Origin of the sequence: Horticoccus luteus, assembly GCF_019464535.1 — a bacterium.
Lineage (GTDB): Bacteria > Verrucomicrobiota > Verrucomicrobiia > Opitutales > Opitutaceae > Horticoccus > Horticoccus luteus.
The window spans coordinates 2,232,039-2,249,523 of the sequence record NZ_CP080507.1 but is presented as its reverse complement, the minus strand read 5'-3'; the positions used below and the strand labels follow the sequence as shown (position 1 = coordinate 2,249,523).

The following is a 17,485-nucleotide window of genomic DNA, read 5'->3' as shown; positions in this document are numbered from 1 at the left end:
GAGCGCACGGCCCACCCGTTCAGGCCGACGCGGACGCGTTGAGAGGAGGAGCGGGAGGCGGAAACGGCTGGGCGAGCCAGGCGGTGAGATCGGCGTCGTCGAGGATGTTGGTGCCGAGTTGGTATTCGGGGGCGAGGAGGCTGGCGTAGTCGGGCTCGGCGAAGCGGCGGCAATGCAGGAGGACGCGGGCGCGCTGGCCGGGAGCGCGCACGAGTCGGCCGAGGGCTTGGTTTACCTTTTGCATGCCGGGAATCTGGTAAACACGACGGAAGGCGGCGCCGCGGCCGAGGGAGGAAAGCGCGGCGACGCGGGCGCGTTGCACGGCGTTGACCTCGGGCAACGCGGGACCGACGACCATGGCGTGCGTGACGCGTCCGCCGAGCAGATCGATGCTTTCGGCGAAACTGGAGCCGAGGACGAGAAAGACGGCGTCGGTGAACGCGAGGGATTCCTCGACCCAGGCGGTTTGCGCGGCGAGATCGGGCAGGCGCGGCTGGAGGGCGATGCGGAGCGGCGAACCGGCGCGCTCGAGGGCGCGGACGATTTGCTCGGCGTAAGCGTAGGAGGGAAAGAAGACGGCGACCGCGGCGCCCGCGGCGGCGTGAAGGCGGACGATCGTTTCGCCGGTGACGCCCGCGAAACTGCTGCGGCGTTGGTAAGTCGTGTCGACGCGGGCATCGATACCGACGTCGTAAGCGGTGTCGCGCCACGGCGTGTGCGCGGAAAGATGGAAAAACGCCGGCGTGGTCGTCGGTGCGAGGGCGAGGTGGGGCGTCGGTGTGGCGGCGAAACCGCAGGCGTCGGCGAAGGCGGCGGCGGGTCCGAAGGTGGCGGTGGCGCAGACGACGCCGCCAAACTCGCGCAGGGCGCGGCCGATGGCAGCAGCTGCGTTGAGGCAGGTGAAACGCAATTCGCCGGCGCGGGCGCACCAGAGGAGTTTATCGAACGAGGAATCGGCGAGCCACTCGGCGAGATCCTGCGTGCGCCAGAGCTGGTCGCTGAACGTGGGGCCGAGCGCGGCGTAGTCGAGCGGCGTGGACTCCAAGGCGCGCACGATTTGGTCGAGGGCATCGGTGACATCGGCTTCGAGCGCGGGGTCGAGGGAGTCGCAGGCGGGAAGGGCGCCGAGCAGTTGCACCCAGTTTTCCCAAGCGCGCAGCAGGGGCGCGGAGGCGCGTTGATGATCGAGCTCGGCGAGGAGCGGGCGGGCGTCGTCGACGTGCGCGGTGTGCGAGTAAGCATCGGCCACGCGCGCGGGGAGGTTGTGGGCCTCGTCGATGAGGAGGAGCGTGCGCGCGGGATCGAAGCCGGGTTGCTCGAAGAAGAGGCCGCGGTTGCGCGGAGCGAAGACGTAGTTGTAGTCGCCGATCCAGACGTCGTTGAACGCGAGCGCGGTGCGGGTGATTTCGTAAGGGCAGATGCCGGCTTGGCGGCCGGCGTCGCGCAGCGTGGGCAGATCGCGCGGCTGATCTTCGAAGAGGTAGAAACGTGAAAGTCCGCTGCCGGCCCAGCGCGCGGCGACGTCGGCGAGATACGTGCAGGAATCGCGCACGCAGTGGAACGTGTGGTTGACGCAGTGCTCGGCTTTGTTGCGCACGTGCCAGACTGCGAGCGCCGTCGAGCAGGGAGAAGGTTGAAGCGAAAGGGGCGGTTCGGAATTGGCGGCGGGAGCGGTCATCGCGGCGAGGGTGCGCACGACCTGGAGCTGGCCCGTGGCTTTGCTCGTGAGATAGAGCACGCGTTCGAAGTGGCCGGCCTGGAGCTGGCCCAAGGCAAATTCCAAGAGGACGCCGGTTTTGCCGAAGCCGGTGGGCGCTTCGAAAAGGACCGCGGGGTGGCGCTCGAAGGCGGCGGTCAACTCGGCGCGAGTGGTTTCCTGACCGGGGCGCAGGGTCGCGAACGGCGAGCGAAAGTGCAGGTGGCGGAGGCGTTCGCGGGCGCGGGCGCGGAGGTCGAGAAACTCGACGACGCGCTCGAGTTGAACGTCGAAACAGGTTTCGTCGGCCGCGGTGAGGACGACGGTTTGGGCGAGGCCGCTGCCGGCTTCGACGAAGACGAGTTCGGCGCGCAGCGCGGCGGTCGGCGCGGCGAGGCGGCGCAGCGCGACGTAGGCGGCGAGTTGCGCGAAGTAGTCAGGATGATCGGCGCGCAACTCCGCCTCGGCGACGGGGAGCGGATGGAGGACGGTTTTGATTTCGCGCAGCGTGGGGACGGCTGCGGCCGGCAGCCATTGGTCGATGCGGCCGGTGAGCTGAATGACCCAGCCGCGGTGCGCGACGGCGCCGGCGATGGCGACCTCGAACTCGGCGGCGGGCGTGTCGTCGGCGGCGCGGGCGCGGAGTTCGTTGTGCCAATGCACGCCGAGCTGCGCGCGCCACACTCCGTGGGGACCGTCGCCGCTCTCGCGCGGACCGACGTTGAACGCGGCGAATTCGCCGACGCTCAAACTGGCGGACCGTTGGTCGAGGGAAAATTCCATGCGCGGAGCACAGTGACCGTCAGACGGCGCGGCGTGGCAAGTGCGCGCTGGCGGCGTTGACCTATGCGGCGGAGGGAACGGGTTTTTCACCACGCGCGGCGGCGCGGTCAGTCGAGGAGAATCTCGGTTTCGCGGCGCAAATAGTCCTCCAGGGACGTTTGGAGGCGGGCGACGTCGGCGGGCGCGGCGGACTGGCCGGCGAGAGGGCGATTGAGGAGGGTCGTCACCTGCGTCTGATCAGGAGCGGTGAGCGAGGGGAACCATTGTTCTTTCAAGGGATAACCCTGATCGCGGGCGAAGCGGTAGAGGCTTTTGAAGAGTGCGATGTCGGCGCGCGCGGCGGAGGCAAAGGCGGCGAACGCCTGGTGAACGAGGCGATAGACGTCGGCGCGACTTTCGGGGGCGACGTGGTTGCGGGCGATGAGTTGAGCGAAGCGCGACGCGACCTCGAGCGTGGCGTAGCTTTGGCCGATGCCGGCGGGGCGGGCGAGGAGCCGGACTTCCTTCACGAACCAGAGCTGGCCTTGGTTGGAGGCTTCGAGGACGAGGGCGGCCTCGTCGAAGAGATCGAGGAGGGTGCTGGTGCCGGCGGATTTCTTGGGGAGACGTTGCAGGACGAGCAACGGGCCGTGTTCGGCGGAAAAGCACGTGAGCGTTTGAAAGGCGTCGGATGGCGGCCGTTTGCCGAGGACAAACGCATCGGTCTGCAGCGAGGCGCCGGGCACGGCTCAGGGAAGAGGCTCGCGGACGATGGGGGCGGGCGGGACGTGGGCGGGCGACCACGGGGGGACGACGCCACCGCCGGAGATGATCATTTTCATGCCGTCGCCGACGCTCATATCGAGTTCCACGATGTCGGAATGCGGGACCATGACGAGGAAACCGCTGGTGGGATTGGGGGTGGTGGGCACGAACACGGTCCACGTTTCCTGGGTGGTTTTCGTCTGCGCCTCGCCCTGGGTTTTGCTGGTGAGGAAACCAATGACCCAGGAGCCGCGCCGGGGGAATTCGACGAGCACGACCTTCGAGAAGAGGTTGCGATTGTGCGAACTGAAGGTGGCGATGATCTGCTTGACGGTGGTGTAGACGTTGCTGACGCCGGGGATGCTCTGGATGAAGCGTTCGAGCAGGGTGCCGAAGAATTTTCCCAGCACGTAGCGGGAAAGATAGCCGAGAGCAGTGATGAGCAGGAGAACGATGAGCGTCGTGACGACGTCCCAAAGGAGTCCGAGGCGTTGCAGCGACTCGGGCATGTGGTGAATGAACAGCGGACGGAACGACCCGCCGACGAGCTCCACGATCCGGGTGAAGGCCCAGATGGTGACGAGCGCGGGCGCGAGGAGGACCAAGCCCGAGAAGAAGGCGTTGCGCACGGAAACGAGCCGGGAATTGGTTTCAGCCATCGGGAGACAGGGATAAGGGAGGTGGTCGGATGAACGCACCAAAAAACGCGGTGTCGGGCGACGGATGCCTCGCCGGCGAACACAAACGAGCCTCGAAAATCATCAGGGTTTACGCACAGTCAGCGGCATGCGTTGGATTTTTGCCGCGATTTTTCTGTTAGGCTGGACCCAGCGCGGGGTGGCGGAATCGACGGACGACGCGGCGGCGCGCGTGGTGATTCTGGCCAATGCCAATGATGCCGATTCGACGCGCGTGGCGGACTATTACGCGGCGGCGCGCGGGGTGCCGAAAGCGAATATTTTCGCGCTGCCGATGTCGGCGGCGGAGACGATTTCGTGGCCGGAGTTTGTGCGGACGATCTGGCAGCCGTTGCAGGACGCGTTGGTCGAAAAGGGCTGGATCAGCGGCGTGACGATGGACCTGCTGGACAGCGTGGGCCGGAAGAAGAACGCGGTGTCGGGCCATCGGATTTCGTATCTCGTCGTGTGCCGCGGCGTGCCGTTGCGGGTCGATGACGATCCGGCGCTGCGGGCGACGCTGGACGTGGGCAAGCTGCCGGGGCAGGTGCAGACGATGCGCGCGGCCGTGGATTCGGAGCTGGCGTTGCTGGCGCGCGTGGATCCACCGGCGGTGGCGCTGGTGCCGAACCCGCTTTTCAACCGCACGCGTCCGTCGGATTTTGTCGAGGGCCAGGTGGTGAAAGTGTCCCGACTCGAAGGGCCGACGTTGCGCGATACGCTGGCGCTGGTGGACCACGCGATCGAGGCGGAGAAACACGGCGTGGTGGGCCGCGCATACGTGGACCTCGGCGGGCCGCACAAGGAGGGCGACACGTGGATCGAGGCGACGATCGCACCGATCGCGGAATTGGGTTTCGAAACCGATGTGGACCGCGCGCGAGGGACCATGCCGGTGACAGCGCGCTGCGATGCGCCGGCGATCTATTTCGGATGGTATGCGGGGAATCTGAACGGGCCGTTTGCGCTGCCGGACTTCCGGTTCGCGCCCGGAGCGATCGCGTTGCACATCCATAGTTACTCGGCGCTGACGTTGCGGTCGGCGAGCAGCGGGTGGACGGGGCCCCTCGTCGCGCGCGGCGTGACGGCGACGGTGGGCAACGTGTTTGAGCCGTATCTGGATTGGACGCACCGGCCGGACATTTTGATGCTGGCGCTGGCGCGCGGGGAGCGGTGGGGCGACGCGGTGTTTTACGCGTTGCCGGCGTTGAGCTGGCAGGCGGTGGCGATCGGCGATCCGCTTTACCGGCCGTTTGCGCGGACGCCCGACGAGATTTGGAAGGGCCGCGCGAATCTGCCGGCGTCGTTGGTGCCGTATGCGGCGTTGCGCGAGATGGCGGCGCTGGACCGTCAGGGGCGGCAGGCCGAGGCGCTGGAATTAGGGCTGCGTGCGGAGCGGAAAAATCCGGGACTGGCGCTCGCCTTGTCGTTGGCGGAACGGCTCGACCAAAAACATGACCGGGCGGCGGCGGTGCGGATGCTGGGGGTGTTCAAGGCGATCAAGCGTCTGCGAACGCAGGATCTCGCTCTGGCGGCCGAGGCGGCGAAACAATTGAGCGCGTGGGGCGCGGGAGCGGATGCGGTGCAGGTTTGCCGGAATCTGATCGCGGATGCGGGGGCCGGACCAGCCGCGGCGCAACGGGTGTGGGCGCGGGAGGCGGCGGCGATCGCGACTGCCGCCGGAGAGATGAGGCTGGCGCAGAAATGGCAGGACGCGGGCGCGGAACCGGCGGCGGCCGACGCGAAATAGGCGCAAAAAAGCCCGCCGGTGAAGGCGGGCTGAAGGAGACCGGCGCAGCGGCGGGGTGCCGCGCGGGGCGTCAGATCTTCGTGACGATCTTGTCGGTCAGACCGTATTCGATCGACTCCTTGGCGTTGAGATAGAAATCGCGGTCGGTGTCGCGGTTGATGCGCTCGATCGGCTGGCCGGACGCTTCGGCGAGGATGAGATTGAGCTCTTGGCGGAGCTTTTCCATTTCCGCGGCCTGAATGTTGATATCGCTCGCGGGACCCACCATGCGGCCGGAGATGAGCGGTTGGTGGATGAGCACGCGGGCGTGCGGATAAATCAAGCGGCGGCCCTTGGCGGCACCTGAGAGGAGGATGGAGCCCATCGACGCGGCCATGCCCGTGACGACCACGGTGATGGGCGACGTGATGAGTTTCATCGTGTCGTAAACGGCCATGCCGGCCGTGATGGAGCCGCCGGGGCTGTTGATATAAAACGTGATGTCTTTGCCGGGCGCGGTGCCTTCGAGATAGAGAAGTTTCTCGGTGAGATCCTTGGCGGTCTCGTCGGTGACGGCGCCCCAGAGGAAGATTTTGCGCTGCTGGAGAAACTTTTTCTGGATGAGCATCGCGACCGGCGCGCCTCCTTTGCGGGAGGATTTGGACTCCGACTCGTCGTCATCATCATCGTCGTCGTCATCCGCGCGAACGTGGAGCGGGTTGGTGAACACGGGCGTGAAGTTGTCGTAATGCATGGATGGCCCAAACCGTGCGACGGTGCGGCGGTTTTGCGAGTCGATTGTTGATTTTGGGCCGGCCGTGCGGGGGGAGAGAAACGGTGTGCGCGACGCTGCGGCGGGCGCGTGCGTTCACGCGATGAGCGCGGCGCGAGGGCGGGCGGAGCGCGCGTTCATGTCGCCACGTCGGGTGCGACGCCGGGATCGCGCGAGGGTTCGCCGGGAGCGGGCGAAGGTTCACCGGGCGCCGGTGGCGGCCGCTCGGCGGAGGCGACGGCCAGCGCGCTGGGCGTATCGCTCGCGAACATGCGTTCGAAGGCCGCGATGTGCGCGCGGGCGTGGCTGAAGTAGGCTTCGGCGTCGTCCCAGTAGCGCGCGAGTTCCCGCACGGAGCGTTCGTCGTGTTCCTTGAACAAGGCGGCCGCGCGGCGGGCGTGGGCGGGGGCGAGGCCGAGTTCCTGCATGAGATCGACGCCGAGGTCGAGGGACGTGCCGAGCGTCTCGCGATAGAAGCCCATGATGCCTCGTTTTTGGTATTCGAAGGCGTGCACGCGGCCGACGGCGCGGGCGAAAATCTTCAGGCGGGGAAAATGGTGTTGGACGGTTTCGGCGAGTTGCACGGCTTTGCGCTCGTCGTCGATGGCGATGACGATGGCGCGCGCGCGGGCGGCACCGGCGGCGTGCAGGAGATCGAGGCGGGTCGCATCGCCATAGAAAACTTTGATGCCGAGGCGGCGGACGATCTCGACCTGGCCGGCGTCGAGGTCGAGCACGGTGGCGCCGATGTTGTTCGCGCGGAGGAGGCGGCCGATGACGTGGCCGAAGCGGCCGAAGCCCGCGATGATGACGGGGTTTTCCTGGGCGGAGGCATCGATGGTGTCGTCCGCGCGACGCGGGGAAACCACGGCGAAGCGGGGTTGGACGAATTTCTCGTTGAGCAAAAACAGCAGCGGCGAGACGGCCATGGAAAGGGCGACGGCGGCGACGAGCGGCGAGGCGGTGGCGAAGGCGAGGGCGTGATGGTCGACGGCAAACGCGAGCAGCACGAAGGCGAACTCGCCGCCTTGCGCGAGGGCAAAGCCGAACGTGAACGCGGCAGGGGTGCTGAGGCGGAACGCGCGCGCGAGGGCGAAGAGCACCACGAATTTTACGAGGAGCAACGCGGCGACGAGACCGGCGATCGTGAGCGGCTGCACGCGGAGCAGGCCGAGATCGATGTTGGCGCCGACGGTGATGAAAAAGAGGCCGAGCAGGAGGCCCTTGAACGGTTCGATGTCAGCTTCGAGTTCGTGGCGGTATTCGCTGTTGGCGAGCACGACGCCGGCGAGAAACGTGCCCAGCGCGGCGGAGAGCCCCACGCTTTGCATGAGCAGAGACGTCGCGACGACGAGGAGCAGGGCGGCGGCGGTGAAGAGTTCGCGCAAGCCGGTGCGGGCGATGGCGCGAAACAACGGGTTGACGATATAACGGCCGCCGAGAATCACGGCGGCCACGGCGAGGAGGACGAGGCAGGTTTGCTGCCAGGCGGGCTGCGCGCCGGGGACGGCGGCCACCTGTTCGGCGCGCGGCGCAAGCAGCGGCAGAAACGCGAGAATGGGGAGGACGGCGAGATCTTGAAACAGGAGGACGGCGAAGGCGGCCTGGCCGGGCGGCGTCGCCAACTGGCCGCGCTCCTGCAGCGATTGCAGCACGATCGCCGTGGAGGACATCGCGAGGATGAAACCGCCGGCGAGCGCCACGCGCGCGTCCACACCAAACGCGAGACCGGCGGCGGCGAGGGCCGCAGCGGTCAGCAGGACCTGCAGGCCGCCGAGTCCGAGCAGTTGGAGGCGCATGCCCCAGAGGCGGCTGGGCTGCAGTTCCAAGCCGACGAGAAACAACATCATCACGACGCCGAATTCGGCGAAGTGCATGACATCGCCCGTTTGTTCACCGACGAGATTCAGCGCGTGCGGGCCGATGAGCACGCCGGCGAGGAGGTAGCCGAGAACCGAGCCGAAGCCGAAACGTTTGGCGATCGGCACGGCGATGACCGCGGCGAGCAGGTAGATGAGCGCGTGGAGAAGAAACGAATTCACGGGCGGGCGAGAGTGGCGTCGGTCCCGAGGCCGGGGCCGGGGAAGATGACAACACGGTTGGCGCGACCCGCGCCACAAAAAGTTCGTTCGCGGCGACGTGCGCGCCCGCGGGTGGACACGGGTGCGACGCCCCGTGCCGGCAGGCTTAGATCAGGCCGAGCTTCATTTTACCTTCTTCGGAAATCATCGACTGGTTCCACGCGGGATCCCAGGTGATGCGCACTTCGGCATCGCCGACGCCGGGCACGAGGAGGATTTTCGATTTGGCATCCTCGGCGATCGCCGGACCCATGCCGCAGCCGGGCGCGGTGAGCGTCATGGCGACGCTGACTTTGTAGCCGGTGTCGGACGTCTTCTCGACGTCCATTGAGTAAATGAGTCCGAGGTCGACGATGTTAACGGGAATCTCGGGATCGAAGACCTGGCGCAACTGCCCCCAGATGGCTTCGGGGTCGGGCGCACCATCGGAGAGGGTGGCGGCTTTGACGGTGTTATCGATCACCTGTTCGCCGAGCGCATCGCCGTCCTTGCCGTCGATGCGGAAGAGGCCGAAGTCGGTCTGGACGGTGTAGCTGCCGCCGAGGGTCTGATGGATGAAGATGCGCGTGCCGGCGGGCAGCGATTGCTTTTCGCCCGAAGGGATCTGGGTGCCGGTGACGTCGCGGGAGAGCGTGCGTTCTTTGTTCATCGCGCGGAATTACTCGTGGAAGCGTTTTTGGATGAGGGCCGAGAGGGCGGCGTGAAGCGCGTCGTTATCGAGCTTGTTCAACACCTCTTCGAAGAAGCCGAAGACGAGGAGTTCGTGGGCCTGGCGGGGATCGATGCCGCGGGCTTGCAGGTAAAAGCCCTGCTCCGGATCGATGCGCGCGGTGGTGGCGCCGTGGGTGCAGCGGACATCGTTGGCTTGAATTTCGAGGCCGGGCAGGGAGTTGGCCTCGGCGTCGTCGCTCAGCATCAAGTTGCGATTGCTCTGATAGGCGTCCGTCTTCTGCGCGTCGGGATCGACGACGATCAGGCCGGAGAAGATGGTGCGCGAGCTGTCGAGGAGCGCGTTTTTATAGAGGAGATTGGACGAGGTGTTGGGCGCCTGGTGCATCTGGAGCGTGCGCTGGTCGAACTCCTGGGAGCCGCGCGCGACCGTGAGGGCGAGCATTTCGCTGTGGGCACCGGGAGCCTGCAACTGGCTGTGGCTCTCATGCCGCGCCTGCCGGCCGCCGAGGTGGACGTTGAGCGAGAGGTTGCGTGCGTCGCGGCGCGTGACGGTGGAGTTGAACTGAAACGAGAGCGTGTCGCGCGACCAGTCCTGCACGGCGACGTAATTGAGCTGGGCGCCGTGGGCGGCGTAGAGGTCGTTGGCGCCGACGGCGAGCTGGTGGGCGCCGGAGTCGCGATCGGTGGAAACGAAGTAATCGACGACGGTGACTTTGGCGTTTTCTTCCGCGACGACCAGGGTGTGCGGAAACACAGCGGTGCCGGAGCCGGCCATCACGTGGGTGATGAGAATCGGGTCGGCGATTTCGACGCCGCGCGGCACGTAAACGAACGCGCCGTCGCGCAGGAACGCGACATGCAGGGCGGTGAATTTTTCCGAGCCGAGTTTTTGCGGCTGCGCCATGAAGTGGCGGCGCAAGAGCTCGGGGTGCGTGACGAGCGCGTCGGCGATCGTGGTGACGATCACGCCCTGCGCGGCGAGCGCGTCGGCCGGATGGCGGCGGTGGGCGAGTTGATTGTTGGAGAAGCAGAGGTGCGCGGCGCTGGGGCCGAAATCGAGCGGGACATCGCAACCCGGCGCGGCGGGGGGAACGACGGCGGCGCCTTCGAGGGAAAGCTGGCCGACGCTGCTGAAGCGCCACGATTCGTCGCCGCGCGCGGGCATGGGCAGTTCGGCGAAGCGGGCGAACGCGGCGCGTTTGCGCTCGAGCCACCACGCGGGCGCGGTGGTTTGGGACGCGAGGTGGGCGGCAAACGCTTCGGCGGTGAAAGCGCCGGTGGCGGCTGTAAGAGGAAGAGTCGATGCAGGCATGCGAAAGAGTGACAAATGCTAGGTGGCGCGGGCGGAATGCGGGCCGAGGCGGAGCGCTCGTCCGTTGACTCACCGCGGGCGGGAATCAGCCGACGGAGCCTTCCATTTCGAGGTCGATGAGGCGTTTCAATTCGACGGAATATTCCATCGGAAACTGGCGGGCGAGGTCGTTGATAAAGCCGTTGACGGCGAGGCTCATGGCCTGCGCTTCGGTGAGACCGCGCTGCTGCATGTAGAAGATCATTTCTTCGCTGACTTTCGACACGCTCGCTTCGTGTTGCACGGCGTGGCGGTCGCCGCGGACGGTGATGGCCGGATAGGTGTCGGTGCGGCTGTTGGTGTTGATGAGCAGCGCGTCGCACTCGGTGTTGTTTTTGCAACCCTTGAGATGCTTCGGGATGTGCACCTGACCGCGGTAGGTGGAACGACCTTGGCCGACGGAAATGGATTTCGAGACGATGGTGGACGTGGTTTCGTCGGCGGCGTGAATCATCTTCGCGCCGGTGTCCTGGTGCTGGCCGTCGTTGGCGAGCGCGATAGAGATGACCTCGCCGCGGGCTTTGCGGCCCTTGAGGACGACGCCGGGGTATTTCATCGTGAGGCGGCTGCCGATGTTGCAGTCGATCCACTTGATCTCGGCTTCCTCGTGCGCGACGCCGCGCTTGGTGACGAGGTTGAAGACGTTGGGCGCCCAGTTCTGGACGGTGATGTATTGGATTTTGGCGCCTTTGAGCGCGACGAGTTCGACGACCGCGCTGTGGAGCGTGGAGGTGGAGAATTTCGGCGCGGTGCAGCCTTCCATGTAGGTCAGCTCGGAGCCTTCGTCGGCGATGATGAGCGTGCGCTCGAACTGGCCGAAATTCTCCGCGTTGATGCGGAAGTAGGCCTGGAGCGGATGGGAGACTTTCACGCCGGGCGGCACGTAGATGAACGAGCCGCCGGAGAACACGGCGCTGTTGAGCGCGGAGAACTTGTTGTCGCCGGTCGGGATGACCTTGCCGAAAAACTTGCGGAAAATCTCCGGGTGCTCGCGGAGCGCGGCGGTGGAGTTGAGGAAGATGACGCCCTGTTTGGCGACGGTGTCCTTGATGTTGGAGTAGGCGGCTTCGGAATCGAACTGCGCCTCGACGCCGGCGAGGAATTTGCGCTCCTGCTCGGGCACGCCGAGTCGTTCGAAGGTCTTCTTGATATCGTCCGGCACCTCGTCCCACGTGCGCTTGGGTTTCTGGCCCTGCGAGAGGTAGTAGCGGATTTTGTCGAAGTTGACGTTGTCGAGATCGCGCGTGGCCCAGTGCGTGGGCATGGGCTTCGCGAAAAATGTTTTCAGCGCATTGAGGCGGAATTCAAGAATCCACGGCGCCTCCTTTTTGACGGCGCTGATGTAGCGCACGGTGTTCTCCGTGAGGCCGGAACCGGCATCGAATTCGTAGTCGACCTTGTAGGAAAAATTACCGGCGGACTGGTCAATGCCGGCGACGGGATTGGCGAAGGTTTCGTCGGGAGCGACGGGCGCGAGATCGGTTTCGGTCGGCGGTTTCATGGCGAGAGGAGCGTTGAGTTAGGCGCGGAGACGCAAAGGAGGGCGAAGGGGCGCGAAGCGGGCACGTTGGGGCGGGGCCCGGTGCCGTTGCGCGCGGGAGACATCAGGCGGTGGCGAGTTCTTTTTTGACCCAGTCGTAGCCCTTGGCCTCGAGTTCGAGGGCGAGGGATTTGTCGCCGCTCTTCACGATGCGGCCATCCCACATGACATGGACGTAGTCGGGTACGATGTAATCAAGGAGGCGTTGATAATGGGTGATGAGCAGCACGCCGAGGTTGGGGCCGCGCATGTGGTTGACGCCCTCGGCGACGATGCGCAGCGCATCGATATCGAGGCCGGAGTCGGTTTCATCCATGAGCGCGAATTTGGGTTCGAGCATCGCCATCTGCAGGATTTCGCACCGCTTTTTCTCGCCGCCGGAGAAGCCCTCGTTGACGGAGCGCGAGGTGAACTTCCGGTCGATCTTCAAAAGATCCATCTTGGAATAGAGGCGCTTGTAGTAAGCGGTGGCGTCGAGCTCTTCCCCTTCGCCGAGGCGCGCCTGCTGGGCGGCGCGGAGGAAGTTGGCGATGGAGACGCCGGGGATTTCGCTGGGATATTGAAACGCCAGGAAGATCCCCGCGCGGGCGCGTTCGTCGGGCTCCATGGCGAGGATCGAGTGACCGTCGAGGAGGACATCGCCTTGCGTGATGCGATAACTGGGATGGCCGGCGATCGCTTTGGAGAGCGTGGATTTGCCGGTGCCGTTGGGCCCCATGATGGCGTGGACTTCGCCGCTTTGGAGCGTGAGCGAGAAATCTTTGACGATTTCCTTTTCACCGATGGCGACGTGCAGGTGCTTGATTTCGAGCGAGGACATGTGCGGAAAAATGGGTTGAGCGGTGGAAACGGGTCAGGCGGTCGCCGCGCCGGGCGTATGCGCGGAGCCGCGAAAAATAATCTCGACCGAGGAGGCATCATAGCCCGCGGGGAGGATGCGTTTCACCTCATCGAGCAGGCCGGGAGGGAGATCGACGTCGTGCGTCTGGCCGGTGCCTTCGTCGTGGAAATGGGCGTGCGGATGAAGATTGGGGCAGTAGCGGGTGGGGCCGCGTTCGAAATTGACGGCGCGCACGAGGCGGCACTGCACGAGCGTTTCGAGGCAGTTGTAAACGGTGGCGAGGGAGATGCCGGGTTTGGCGGCTTTGACGCGGGCGAAAACTTCGTCCGCGGTGGGGTGATCCCGCTTGTTGAGGAGCACGTCGAACACCACTTCCCGCTGGGGGGTGGCGCGAAGGCCGCTATCGGCCAAACGTTGAGCCAGATCGTCGGGGTTGAACGTGTGCGTGGTGGTGGACATGAAGGGATCGGAGGTAGCTAATTGGAATGGTTCTAAGTTTCAACTGCGTTTGGAACAATTCCAAGTCGCAATAGCGAATTTTACCGCGAGGAACTGACATTCAACCGGTTAGCGGGGCCAAAAGATTAAACAGCGGTCTTCGCGGCCCATCCATCCCGCATGAGAGCGCAGGGTCGAGTGCTGCGAAACGGCCGTATCCTCGGGCGAATGCCCCAAGGATTTCAGGGGCGAAACACGGATGGCTCGGCGCTCCGCGATCGCTAAACTAACGTCATGGAGAATGCGGCAGCGGAAGCAGTTCAAGGCGGAAAAATGACGAACGAAGGCCCGACGGCGGCGCTCGGGGCCGGGTGCGGGGGAAGTGGACGTGCGAGGGCCTTGGACGACGCGGCGCATTCGAGCCGACACGCCGCCGAGCACGACATGCAGCGAGGCGCGCTGGATCACAGCTGGACGGGCGAGCGGTTGATCGAGTGGGTTGTCTCCGGCCTGGCGTTGGGCGCCATCGTGCTCGCCGTGGTCTCGGACCGTCATTGGCTTTGGTGCGCGGGGGCGTTGCTCGCGTTCGTCTTTTGCGGCGGCGCCGCCGCGGGCGCGCGAGGGATGGGGATGTTGCGGCGCTTGGGTTGGCGGACGGATGGCGATTTCAGCGGCGAGGGCGAGGCGTTGCCGTTTTTGCGGGACGCGGACGGAGCTTCCTCGCGCTTCCCCCGCGAGTCTTCCGGCGAAGGCATGCACGCCTAGAAGTGGTCGGGTCGGGCGCCGCACGGATTGAAAGAGCCGTGACTTGGACGGCGTCGGGCGAATGAGTTTGCGCTTCGTGAGCGGCGCGCAAAACAGAACGCCATGAGTGTGAATCCACTTCGTCCGCGTCCGGTGCAAGGGCTCGGTGCCGTCGCGATCGGCGCCGAGGAAGAGCGACTGGTGCTCGACGTGCTGCGGCGCAAGGAGCTGTTCCGTTATTACGGGATGAATCCCGCGCAACCGCCGCCGATGGCCGCGGAGCTGGAAAAGGAATTTCGCGCCTGGGTGGAGGTGGATTACGCGCTCGCGGTGAGCAGCGGCACCGCGGCGCTGGAAGTGGCCCTTGCGGCCGCCGGCATCGGCCCGGGCGATGAAGTGATCGTGACGGCGTGGAGCTGGATTTCGTGTTTCACCGCCATCGTGCGCGTGGGTGCGCGACCGGTGCTCGCCGAGATCGACGAGACGTTGAACCTGGCCCCGCAGGAGATTGTGCGTCTGGCCACACCCCGCACGCGGGCCGTGATCGTGGTGCACTATCAAGGCGTGGCCGCGGCGATGGAGCCGATCATGCAGGAGGCCCATCGGCGCGGCATCTACGTGATCGAAGACTGCGCGCAGTCGGCCGGCGTGACGTATCGCGGGCGGCGCGTGGGGAGCTGGGGCGATATCGGGACGTTTAGTTTTCAAAACAACAAAGTGATGACGGCCGGCGAGGGCGGCTTGCTCGTCATGCGCGATCACCGCCTCTATGAACGCGCGGTGCGGCAGCACGATTTGGGCAGTTACCGGCCGTATCATGCGGCCATCGCGCCGGCGCAGGAGCCGGCGTTTGCGGGCGGGCAGTATCGCATGTCGGAACTCACCGCGGCGGTGGCGCTGGCGCAGTTGCGCAAGTGCGACGCGATGAAGGCGCATTGTCGCCGGCTGAGCCGCCGCGTGCTCGCCAAAATCGCCGCGCTGCCGGGCCTCACGCTCCGCCGCGTGCCCGATCCGGACGGAGATTTTGGTTTCGAGTTATACTTTTTCCTGCGGGATGCGGAGCAAGTGGCGGCGTTTCGCGCGGACTTGGATGCGCGCAACGTGAACTGCGGGCAGCGCACGGGGACGTATCCGCACTACGGGCGCGACTACGTGAAAACGGGGCGGGCGCAGGTGCCGGCGTTGTCGCCTTTTCGGGAGTTCAAACCCTGGCCGGCGCCGGGCTACCGCGCGGAGGATTTTCCGCGCACGGAAGAGCTGACCCAGCGTTTTGTGGCGATCGGCATCGGCTGGCTCTACACCGACGAGGATGCGGATTACATCGGAGACGCCATCGTCGACGTGCACGCGCGCGTGTGCGGGGGAGCGTAGGCGTTGCGGGGTTGCGGGGTGAGGGCACCCCGCCCACAGGGGAGAGCGGTTTCGCGCGCGCGTTACGCGGAGCTTGGAGGGCGCGAGAACCGTGAACGCGCGCGCTTCGCGCTTGGCGCTTGGGCGGCGGCGGCTAGAACGTGGCGGCTTGTCCTCGCGCAACCGCACCGTCGCCTACCTGTTCACTACGTTTCCGAAGTCCACGGAGACGTTTCTCCAGCGCGAGATCGTCGCCATGCGCGCGCAGGGCGCGGATCTCCGCCTCTATTCGATGTGGGGCGGGCAAACCTCATTTCGGGGCCTGCCGGTCACGCGGTTCAACAAGTGGCGGCTGTGCACGTTGGTCTGGCTGATCCCGTATGAATCGTGGCGGCGGCCGGAGGTGTTGCGCGAATTGCTGCGGGGGTTGTGCACGCGGCGGGCGCCGTCGTGGCTGAATTTCTGGGAGAACATGCTGGGTGCCGGTTTCGCGTGTGTGTTTGCGCGGCATTTTCGCCGCTTGCAGCCGGCCCTCGTGCATGCGGCGTGGGGCGGCGCGCCCGCGACGGCGGCGTGGATTTTGTGGCGCATCGATGGGCATCGCTACAGCGCCGCGGCGCATGCCTACGATTTGTTTGAGCATGGCGGCGACTGGTGGCTGCGGGAGAAGCTGCAGGGCGCGGCGTTTGTGCATACCTCGACGGAGATGGCGCGGGCGGCGCTCGTGGCGCGCGGCGGGCCGGCGGAGCGCATCGTGTGCATCCGGCGCGGACTCGACGTGTTGCCGAAATTCAAACGTTTGCGGGCCACGCGGCGGCGTCTGCACTTGGTATGCGTCGCGCGGCTGGTGGAGAAAAAGGGCTTGGAACACCAGTTGCGGGTTTACGCGGCCTTGCGCGCTGCGGGGATTGAATTTGAGGCGCGCATCGTGGGAGAAGGGCCGTTGCGGGCGTCCCTCGACCGGGCGGCGGGTGAACTCGGCATCGGCGCGCAGGTGACGTTCACCGGCCATTTGCCGCACCACGAGGTGTGGGATCAGCTCTCGTGGGCCGATGCGTTGTTGCACACGGGCGTGATCGCCCCGAGTGGCGACCGCGACGGGTTGCCCAACGTGATTCCGGAGGCGATGTCGATCGGCGTGGTGGTGGTGAGTTCGCCGGTCGCGGGGACCCGTGAGGCGGTCACGGATGAAGTGACGGGGTTGATCGCCGACGTGGAGCAGCCGTCGGCATGGGTGGCCGCGCTACGGCGGATCGCCACGGATGATGTGTTGTGCGAGCGCCTGCGCGCGGGGGGCAGAAAATGGGTGGAGGAAAACTTTGACGCACATCGCAACGCCGCGCGGCTGCGCGTGGAACAGGAGCGCGCGATGAGCAGCGGGATCGCGGCCCCGGTCGAAGCGACGCGGACGATGGGTTGAAGGCGCGCAGCTAATCGACGCCCATGGGTGGAAGGGAGGGCGTTTTTTAACCACAGATGGACACAGATTTACACAGATAAGACGGCTAGGGAACAGCCAAGCACCACTGTCGGCGCTTCTTCGTGACCTCCGTTACCTTCTGTAAAATACCTATTTAACCGCGAATGGACACGAATATACACGAATGTGCGGGACGCCGGTATTCGATGAGCGTTAATCGTTGAATGTAACCAAACGAGCGGAGCGAGAATCGAGACTCAGTCCGTGAACTCGGATTGGTCGTCCGTGGGTTCTGTGCGACGGTTGAAAAGGCATTTTTTAACCACAGATGGCCACAGATGAACACGGATTGGCAGACGCGTGTATCGGTGTTCGTTACTCGTTATTCGTGAGCCGAACGCACGTGAGCGCGGGCTTCTTTACCTTCTGTAAAGCGGTTTTAGTTCAACCACGAATGGACACGAATGGACACGAATACACACGAATGAAATCCCGTGAACGTGATTTGTTCTCTGGCTCGGATTCGTGTCCGTTCGTGTTTATTCGTGGTTGAAGAATTGGCGGTAGGACCAGATCGGAGTTTGCCTCCGTGGACTCTGGGCGAAGAGTGGATGAACTGGACTCTTAACCGCCCAGCTACGCCTGGG

The 17,485-nt window shown here is 65.4% G+C and carries 14 protein-coding genes; 4 read left to right on the top strand and 10 right to left on the bottom strand.

Going from position 1 to position 17,485, the window contains the following annotated elements; all coding sequences use genetic code 11:
• Positions 1–19 precede the first annotated feature (19 nt).
• From K0B96_RS09400 to K0B96_RS09390, 3 genes are all read right to left on the bottom strand, one after another.
• Positions 20–2,479 carry an ATP-dependent DNA helicase gene (locus K0B96_RS09400; protein ID WP_220160648.1) on the bottom strand — a complete coding sequence of 820 codons (2,460 nt, stop codon included), beginning with the start codon at positions 2,477–2,479 and terminating at the stop codon, positions 20–22.
• A 107-nt stretch (positions 2,480–2,586) separates the two neighbouring features.
• Positions 2,587–3,204 carry a hypothetical protein gene (locus K0B96_RS09395; protein ID WP_220160647.1) on the bottom strand — a complete coding sequence of 206 codons (618 nt, stop codon included), beginning with the start codon at positions 3,202–3,204 and terminating at the stop codon, positions 2,587–2,589.
• Between the two features lie 3 nt (positions 3,205–3,207).
• Positions 3,208–3,882, bottom strand: coding sequence for a DUF502 domain-containing protein (locus K0B96_RS09390; RefSeq protein ID WP_220160646.1), 675 nt, complete (start codon positions 3,880–3,882; stop codon positions 3,208–3,210).
• Positions 3,883–4,009: 127 nt separating this feature from the next.
• Here K0B96_RS09390 and K0B96_RS09385 point away from each other — a divergent pair, with 127 nt between their 5' ends.
• Positions 4,010–5,650, top strand: a complete 1,641-nt coding sequence (locus tag K0B96_RS09385) for a TIGR03790 family protein (protein WP_220160645.1) — start codon at positions 4,010–4,012, stop codon at positions 5,648–5,650.
• Positions 5,651–5,720: 70 nt separating this feature from the next.
• Here the strand turns inward: K0B96_RS09385 and K0B96_RS09380 are convergent, their stop codons facing one another.
• The 7 genes from K0B96_RS09380 to K0B96_RS09350 all read right to left on the bottom strand — a co-directional run bounded on the left by K0B96_RS09380 (position 5,721) and on the right by K0B96_RS09350 (position 13,345).
• A complete protein-coding gene (locus K0B96_RS09380; protein ID WP_220160644.1) occupies positions 5,721–6,383 on the bottom strand; it encodes a ClpP family protease in 663 nt (220 codons plus the stop codon).
• A 155-nt stretch (positions 6,384–6,538) separates the two neighbouring features.
• Positions 6,539–8,443 (bottom strand): monovalent cation:proton antiporter-2 (CPA2) family protein, encoded by a 1,905-nt coding sequence (locus tag K0B96_RS09375; protein ID WP_220160643.1) that lies wholly within the window; start codon positions 8,441–8,443, stop codon positions 6,539–6,541.
• Between the two features lie 145 nt (positions 8,444–8,588).
• Positions 8,589–9,131: a putative Fe-S cluster assembly protein SufT gene (gene sufT, locus K0B96_RS09370; protein ID WP_220160642.1), complete on the bottom strand. Its 543-nt coding sequence runs from the start codon at positions 9,129–9,131 to the stop codon at positions 8,589–8,591.
• Between the two features lie 9 nt (positions 9,132–9,140).
• Positions 9,141–10,466, bottom strand: a complete 1,326-nt coding sequence (sufD, locus tag K0B96_RS09365) for a Fe-S cluster assembly protein SufD (protein WP_220160641.1) — start codon at positions 10,464–10,466, stop codon at positions 9,141–9,143.
• A gap of 85 nt (positions 10,467–10,551) precedes the next feature.
• Positions 10,552–12,006: a Fe-S cluster assembly protein SufB gene (sufB, locus tag K0B96_RS09360; RefSeq protein ID WP_220160640.1), complete on the bottom strand. Its 1,455-nt coding sequence runs from the start codon at positions 12,004–12,006 to the stop codon at positions 10,552–10,554.
• Positions 12,007–12,109: 103 nt separating this feature from the next.
• The gene (gene sufC / locus K0B96_RS09355) at positions 12,110–12,865 is read right to left on the bottom strand and encodes a Fe-S cluster assembly ATPase SufC (protein ID WP_220160639.1); all 756 of its coding nucleotides are present in this window, start codon (positions 12,863–12,865) and stop codon (positions 12,110–12,112) included.
• A gap of 33 nt (positions 12,866–12,898) precedes the next feature.
• A complete protein-coding gene (locus K0B96_RS09350; protein WP_220160638.1) occupies positions 12,899–13,345 on the bottom strand; it encodes a Fur family transcriptional regulator in 447 nt (148 codons plus the stop codon).
• A 312-nt stretch (positions 13,346–13,657) separates the two neighbouring features.
• Between K0B96_RS09350 and K0B96_RS09345 the strand changes: the two genes are divergently transcribed.
• The 3 genes from K0B96_RS09345 to K0B96_RS09335 all read left to right on the top strand — a co-directional run bounded on the left by K0B96_RS09345 (position 13,658) and on the right by K0B96_RS09335 (position 16,838).
• Positions 13,658–14,089 carry a hypothetical protein gene (locus tag K0B96_RS09345; RefSeq protein ID WP_220160637.1) on the top strand — a complete coding sequence of 144 codons (432 nt, stop codon included), beginning with the start codon at positions 13,658–13,660 and terminating at the stop codon, positions 14,087–14,089.
• 102 nt (positions 14,090–14,191) lie between these two features.
• On the top strand, positions 14,192–15,439 hold the full coding sequence (locus tag K0B96_RS09340) for a DegT/DnrJ/EryC1/StrS family aminotransferase (protein ID WP_220160636.1): 1,248 nt from the start codon (positions 14,192–14,194) through the stop codon (positions 15,437–15,439).
• A 148-nt stretch (positions 15,440–15,587) separates the two neighbouring features.
• Positions 15,588–16,838 carry a glycosyltransferase family 4 protein gene (locus K0B96_RS09335; RefSeq protein WP_255558601.1) on the top strand — a complete coding sequence of 417 codons (1,251 nt, stop codon included), beginning with the start codon at positions 15,588–15,590 and terminating at the stop codon, positions 16,836–16,838.
• Positions 16,839–17,485 lie beyond the last annotated feature (647 nt).

Coding starts and splice junctions, on each gene's coding strand:
- K0B96_RS09400 (WP_220160648.1), bottom strand. CDS start 2,479: ATGGAATTTTCCCTCGACCAACGGTCCGCCAGTTTGAGCGTCGGCGAA.
- K0B96_RS09390 (WP_220160646.1), bottom strand. CDS start 3,882: ATGGCTGAAACCAATTCCCGGCTCGTTTCCGTGCGCAACGCCTTCTTC.
- K0B96_RS09385 (WP_220160645.1), top strand. CDS start 4,010: ATGCGTTGGATTTTTGCCGCGATTTTTCTGTTAGGCTGGACCCAGCGC.
- K0B96_RS09380 (WP_220160644.1), bottom strand. CDS start 6,383: ATGCATTACGACAACTTCACGCCCGTGTTCACCAACCCGCTCCACGTT.
- sufT (WP_220160642.1), bottom strand. CDS start 9,131: ATGAACAAAGAACGCACGCTCTCCCGCGACGTCACCGGCACCCAGATC.
- sufD (WP_220160641.1), bottom strand. CDS start 10,466: ATGCCTGCATCGACTCTTCCTCTTACAGCCGCCACCGGCGCTTTCACC.
- sufB (WP_220160640.1), bottom strand. CDS start 12,006: ATGAAACCGCCGACCGAAACCGATCTCGCGCCCGTCGCTCCCGACGAA.
- sufC (WP_220160639.1), bottom strand. CDS start 12,865: ATGTCCTCGCTCGAAATCAAGCACCTGCACGTCGCCATCGGTGAAAAG.
- K0B96_RS09350 (WP_220160638.1), bottom strand. CDS start 13,345: ATGTCCACCACCACGCACACGTTCAACCCCGACGATCTGGCTCAACGT.
- K0B96_RS09345 (WP_220160637.1), top strand. CDS start 13,658: ATGACGAACGAAGGCCCGACGGCGGCGCTCGGGGCCGGGTGCGGGGGA.
- K0B96_RS09340 (WP_220160636.1), top strand. CDS start 14,192: ATGAGTGTGAATCCACTTCGTCCGCGTCCGGTGCAAGGGCTCGGTGCC.